The sequence below is a fragment of the Okeania hirsuta genome, from assembly GCF_003838195.1.
In the GTDB taxonomy this organism is placed as follows: domain Bacteria; phylum Cyanobacteriota; class Cyanobacteriia; order Cyanobacteriales; family Microcoleaceae; genus Okeania; species Okeania hirsuta.
This window is the reverse complement of sequence record NZ_RCBY01000406.1, coordinates 1-3818: the sequence shown is the minus strand read 5'-3', so window position 1 is coordinate 3818 and position 3818 is coordinate 1. Positions and strand designations below refer to the sequence as shown.

Here is a 3818-nt window from a genome sequence, read left to right as displayed (position 1 = left end):
GTTAAGTTAAAGATTATAACGAGAGATTATTTTTTTAGCGATTGTTACGATTGTGCTGTTTAACCCTCATCAGACTAGAGCCACAAGCTTTTGTCACTCTAATTTTTAACTCAAAAGTCACAACAAAAAGGCTAAAAGTAGCTGTATCAAGTTGGGTATTAATCATTTGTCAATACTCATCTCCTCGAATTACACCAATTCTGTAATAATAATTAAAGATGTTCTCATAATTGCTATTCAATCTTTTGGAACTATGAGCGAGCAAGTCACTGAGGCCACAGAGGAACAGGATCGGTATGAATGTCGAGCCTGTGGATATATATATGAACCGAAGAAGGGAAGTTCTACTGGTAATATTCCGCCCGGAACTGCTTTTTCAGATTTACCCCCTGGTTGGCGCTGTCCTGTTTGTGCAGCAACTAAGGTTCAATTTGTGAATGTTGGACCAGCTGAAGGTCCTTCCGGATTCAAAGAAAACCTTGGATATGGTTTTGGTGTTAATACACTCACACCAAGCCAGAAAAATATTCTAATTTTCGGCGCTTTAGCCGCAGGATTTTTGTTTTTCTTGAGCTTATATGGTTTACGATAAGATGGCCTAAAGGCTTATTAATGATTTAATGTGATGCACTCAATAGTAAAGTCCTGGAAACAAATTTTCATAATACTAGCAGCAGTTATACTTTGTAGTGGCTGCAAAAATGCCTTTTTACCTGGAATAGGTTACAATCCCTGGGAAGTAGTTCAACTACCAACTGAGGCTAAGTTATTTGATATCGGATTTACAGGTAATCTTGACCATGGTTGGATTGTTGGTGGTAATGCTACTCTCTTAGAGACTACTGATGGTGGTAAAACTTGGCAACCTAAAAGTATTGATATAGAAGAAAGAGTTCGCTTGACTTCAGTGAGTTTTAATGGTAAGGAAGGGTGGATTTTAGGACAGCCTTCTTTACTTCTACACACGGATGATGAAGGAGAGTCTTGGAATCAGATTCCTCTAAGTTCTAAATTGCCAGGTGCCCCTAATACTATTATTGCTCTTGGGCCTAATTCTGCTGAGATGACTACTGATGTGGGAGCTATCTATCGCACAGAAGATGTTGGCCAACATTGGCGCGCTCAAGTAGAGGATGCTGTGGGAGTAGTGAGAAATATTTCCCGTTCTCCTGATGGTAACTATATTGCTGTTTCGGCAAAGGGTAATTTTTACTCTAGTTGGGAACCAGGCCAAAGAGCTTGGACTCCTCATAATCGTCAAGACTCTCGCCGTTTGGAAAATATGGGGTTCACTGATGATGGTCGTTTATGGCTATTAGCACGAGGAGGCCAACTGCGGTTTAGCGATCCAGAAAATCCTGAAGAGTGGGGAGAAGCTATTACTCCAGAATATGCCACAAGTTGGGGTTTATTAGATTTGGCTTATCGAACTCCTGATGAAATTTGGGTCTCTGGTGGTAGTGGTAATTTACTTCGCAGTGTTGATGGCGGTCAGACTTGGGAAAAAGACCGTGATGTAGAGAATGTTCCAGAAAATTTCTACAAAATTGTTTTTATTAACCAAGAAAAAGGTTTTATTCTTGGTCAAAGAGGAACTGTGTTGAAATACAATGGTTCAGCAGTTTCAGAAGCAGCTTGAAACTCAATACAATATGCGGTCAGACCCCGCGACGACGCCAGTCGCAAGGGAACGCTGACCAAGAGATCAGAGAAAAATTCTTCCTCATAATTTTAATTGAGTAGTATCACTCAGGTGGGAAAATTTAATTTCTTGATGTTGCTTGAGTAGCTGAAAATTTAGACTGGATATGTTATAATTGATCCCGTCTAACTAACAGATAAAAATAACAGATTTTAAAGAAGGCAAAAAGTTAGTCTATCTTTAGTTGTTAACAAAGACAAAAAACTCAAACCATTAATTAGTGATGGGATGAGGTATTTAGAAAGGTTTTAAAACTATCATATTAGATGATGGTTAGAGATAATTTGGAGGATAAAATTAGATGGCTGGCGGTAATACAGGTGAGCGTCCGTTTGGAGATATCATCACAAGTATTCGTTACTGGGTAATACACAGTATCACTATTCCAGCTCTGTTTGTTGCAGGTTGGCTATTTGTAAGTACAGGTTTGGCTTACGACGTTTTTGGTACACCTAGACCTAACGAGTATTATACTGAGCAAAGACAAGAATTACCAGTTGTATCAGACCGTTTTGAAGCTAAAAAACAAATTGATGAATTTATTGGTGAATAGTTGAAAATTTAGGAGATTTTTATTATGACTAGCGGAAATCCAAATCAACCAGTTAGCTATCCAATTTTTACAGTTAGATGGTTAGCAGTTCATACCCTTGGCGTGCCTACAGTTTTCTTTTTAGGTGCGATCGCAGCTATGCAGTTTATTCAAAGATAGGAGTATATTATGCCTTTAGATCGTAGCGAAAATACTAATAAACAACCAGTAGAGTTAAATCGTACTTCACTCTACCTTGGTTTGTTATTAGTATTTGTTCTTGGTATTCTGTTTTCCAGTTATTTCTTTAACTAATTTGAGAAATAAAACAGAGAAATTACTAATATTAAGTCACCCTATTGGGGTGACCTATTGTTAGTAAGATTTAGTAGAAAGTTAACAAGTATATTGTTGAGCAATTACCTTGTAGGTAAAAATTTTTTAGTACGAAGTAGTTTTGAAATAATGAGGTGAAATATTATGATGTCCGAACCAGGTAGAATTCCTTTATGGTTGGTTGCTACTGTTGCCGGAACTGGCGTACTTGTAGTTGTGGGTCTTTTCTTTTATGGTGCCTATGTTGGTGTAGGTTCTTCTTTATAAGAAAGATTTGAAGTTTGATTTTGTTAAATAATCTCACTATGTTTGAAAGTGGGATTATTTTTTTTGAGGTATAGAAAAGTTAAATTTCACAATCATTTTGGTGACAAGTTACAGCAGTTTTTCGGATAGTGATATACAGCTATACAGCGTAAAATTAACCTTTTTCTACTTTTCTTCTTCCTAGTTCTCTGCTCCCTAAAGTCCTAAAACTTTGTACCTATTCAACTAAAAAATTGGCATAAGATTTTGTACCATTTGTCAATCATTTAGTTACAAAATGTTACAAATTATCAAAGTACTAGCTATTTCTAGCTTTTGATGGTTTACTCATTTCGGCAAGGACGGTTCTCCTTTAATTGGATGTGAAACGTACAACAGAAAGATCCCACTCCCTATTCTGAACCTCCATCCCCTCATGTGGCAATTATGACAGGCTTTTTTGTTCCCCGAGGAAATCCTCCAGCGGCGGAAACTGATGGCCCCATTGGTTGCGCTCACCTCGCAGCAGGATTACTTCGAGTTGGCATCCCGGTCCGTTTAGTGACCGATCCTTTATGTCTGAACGCTGTCAAGGTTGCTGCCCAAGCAGCCGGAATATCGGATCAAGTTTCTGTTGATGTTGTTCCTGTCAATGCAGCTAGTGTAGAAGATCCCTCTGTTGCTTCTATTGTGAATGCCTGGCAAAGTGCCAAACCACAAGTTTCTCACGTTATTGCCATTGAAAGAGCTGGTCCCGGTTACGATGGTATTGTCTGGAATATGATCGGCAAGGATATCACTGCTGATACCGCTCCTTTGCATCTCCTATTTACTCTCAATGAAATCATCTCCATTGGCATTGGTTATGCTGGCAACGAATTGGGTATGGGAACCCTTCCTAGAGAACTCATTGCCAAAGGTGTCAGTACGGGAGAAAAAATTGCTTGTAGCTGGACTTTTGGAAAAAAATGTGTTAAAATAGTACCGAATCATTATATAGCA

8 protein-coding genes are annotated in these 3818 nt (G+C 38.4%); 7 read left to right on the top strand and 1 reads right to left on the bottom strand.

From position 1 onward, the window contains the following. Positions 1–34: 34 nt before the first annotated feature. Positions 35–166: a hypothetical protein gene (locus tag D5R40_RS41655; RefSeq protein WP_275670445.1), complete on the bottom strand. Its 132-nt coding sequence runs from the start codon at positions 164–166 to the stop codon at positions 35–37. Between the two features lie 87 nt (positions 167–253). On the opposite strand from D5R40_RS41655, the gene D5R40_RS30985 reads away from it, so the two are divergent. The 7 genes from D5R40_RS30985 to D5R40_RS30955 form a co-directional block, all read left to right on the top strand. Then, positions 254–592: a rubredoxin gene (locus D5R40_RS30985; RefSeq protein ID WP_124147173.1), complete on the top strand. Its 339-nt coding sequence runs from the start codon at positions 254–256 to the stop codon at positions 590–592. 33 nt (positions 593–625) lie between these two features. Next, positions 626–1639 (top strand): photosynthesis system II assembly factor Ycf48, encoded by a 1014-nt coding sequence (locus tag D5R40_RS30980; protein WP_124147172.1) that lies wholly within the window; start codon positions 626–628, stop codon positions 1637–1639. A gap of 364 nt (positions 1640–2003) precedes the next feature. Further along, positions 2004–2255, top strand: a complete 252-nt coding sequence (gene psbE / locus D5R40_RS30975; protein WP_124147171.1) for a cytochrome b559 subunit alpha — start codon at positions 2004–2006, stop codon at positions 2253–2255. A 24-nt stretch (positions 2256–2279) separates the two neighbouring features. Beyond that, positions 2280–2414 carry a cytochrome b559 subunit beta gene (psbF, locus tag D5R40_RS30970; protein ID WP_094677274.1) on the top strand — a complete coding sequence of 45 codons (135 nt, stop codon included), beginning with the start codon at positions 2280–2282 and terminating at the stop codon, positions 2412–2414. A gap of 9 nt (positions 2415–2423) precedes the next feature. Further along, positions 2424–2549 carry a photosystem II reaction center protein PsbL gene (gene psbL, locus D5R40_RS30965; RefSeq protein ID WP_124147170.1) on the top strand — a complete coding sequence of 42 codons (126 nt, stop codon included), beginning with the start codon at positions 2424–2426 and terminating at the stop codon, positions 2547–2549. Between the two features lie 165 nt (positions 2550–2714). Next, positions 2715–2837: a photosystem II reaction center protein J gene (locus D5R40_RS30960; RefSeq protein ID WP_124147169.1), complete on the top strand. Its 123-nt coding sequence runs from the start codon at positions 2715–2717 to the stop codon at positions 2835–2837. Between the two features lie 426 nt (positions 2838–3263). Beyond that, positions 3264–3818, top strand: a 555-nt coding sequence (locus D5R40_RS30955; RefSeq protein WP_124147168.1) for a glutamate cyclase domain-containing protein, incomplete at its 3' end; no start/stop codon positions are given.

Excerpts from the sequence above, each read along its gene's own strand:
- D5R40_RS41655 (WP_275670445.1), bottom strand. The coding sequence starts at position 166 with ATGATTAATACCCAACTTGATACAGCTACTTTTAGCCTTTTTGTTGTG.
- D5R40_RS30985 (WP_124147173.1), top strand. The coding sequence starts at position 254 with ATGAGCGAGCAAGTCACTGAGGCCACAGAGGAACAGGATCGGTATGAA.
- D5R40_RS30980 (WP_124147172.1), top strand. The coding sequence starts at position 626 with ATGCACTCAATAGTAAAGTCCTGGAAACAAATTTTCATAATACTAGCA.
- psbE (WP_124147171.1), top strand. The coding sequence starts at position 2,004 with ATGGCTGGCGGTAATACAGGTGAGCGTCCGTTTGGAGATATCATCACA.
- psbF (WP_094677274.1), top strand. The coding sequence starts at position 2,280 with ATGACTAGCGGAAATCCAAATCAACCAGTTAGCTATCCAATTTTTACA.
- psbL (WP_124147170.1), top strand. The coding sequence starts at position 2,424 with ATGCCTTTAGATCGTAGCGAAAATACTAATAAACAACCAGTAGAGTTA.
- D5R40_RS30960 (WP_124147169.1), top strand. The coding sequence starts at position 2,715 with ATGATGTCCGAACCAGGTAGAATTCCTTTATGGTTGGTTGCTACTGTT.